This is a genomic window from Streptomyces doebereineriae (assembly GCF_031845645.1).
GTDB lineage: Bacteria > Actinomycetota > Actinomycetes > Streptomycetales > Streptomycetaceae > Streptomyces > Streptomyces canus.
Genome location: NZ_JAVREZ010000403.1, coordinates 1 through 430 on the forward strand (window position 1 = coordinate 1; position 430 = coordinate 430).

The following is a 430-nucleotide window of genomic DNA, read 5'->3' on the forward strand; positions in this document are numbered from 1 at the left end:
GTTGGTGTGCTGCTGTCTGGTCCAGGTGGCGCGGTGGGCGGCGATGGCTTCGCGGTAGCCCTCCGGCGCCTCCCTTCGCGCTTCCTGCCTGGACGCGGTGACGGGGTGCGGTGCGGCAGCGGGCGCGGGTGTCCGAGTGTCCTGGGGTGACGGTGAGGCGAGTGCGGCCGGGCGCAGGATCTCCAGGCGCCGGACGGTGCCGGGGCCGACGGTGTCGTTGACCTTGGTGGTGATCTGCTTCTGGTGGAGGGTCAGCTGGGTGCGGTAGGCCGGGGTGGCGGGCCGCAGGTGCCGGGTGCCGGTGGGGGTGTCGAAGTGGACGGCCTCGACCTTCCCGGCGAGCTCGGGCGCGATGGCCGGCCACTGGTCGATGACGCTGCCCGCCGTCGCGGCCGCGGCCGCCGGGGAGGCCCCGCCGCGCTCCGCGACC

At 75.6% G+C, this 430-nt stretch carries 1 protein-coding gene; it reads right to left on the reverse strand.

The window, feature by feature from the left end:
• Positions 1 to 430, reverse strand: a 430-nt coding sequence (locus RNB18_RS52515; RefSeq protein WP_311721119.1) for a DciA family protein, incomplete at both ends; no start/stop codon positions are given.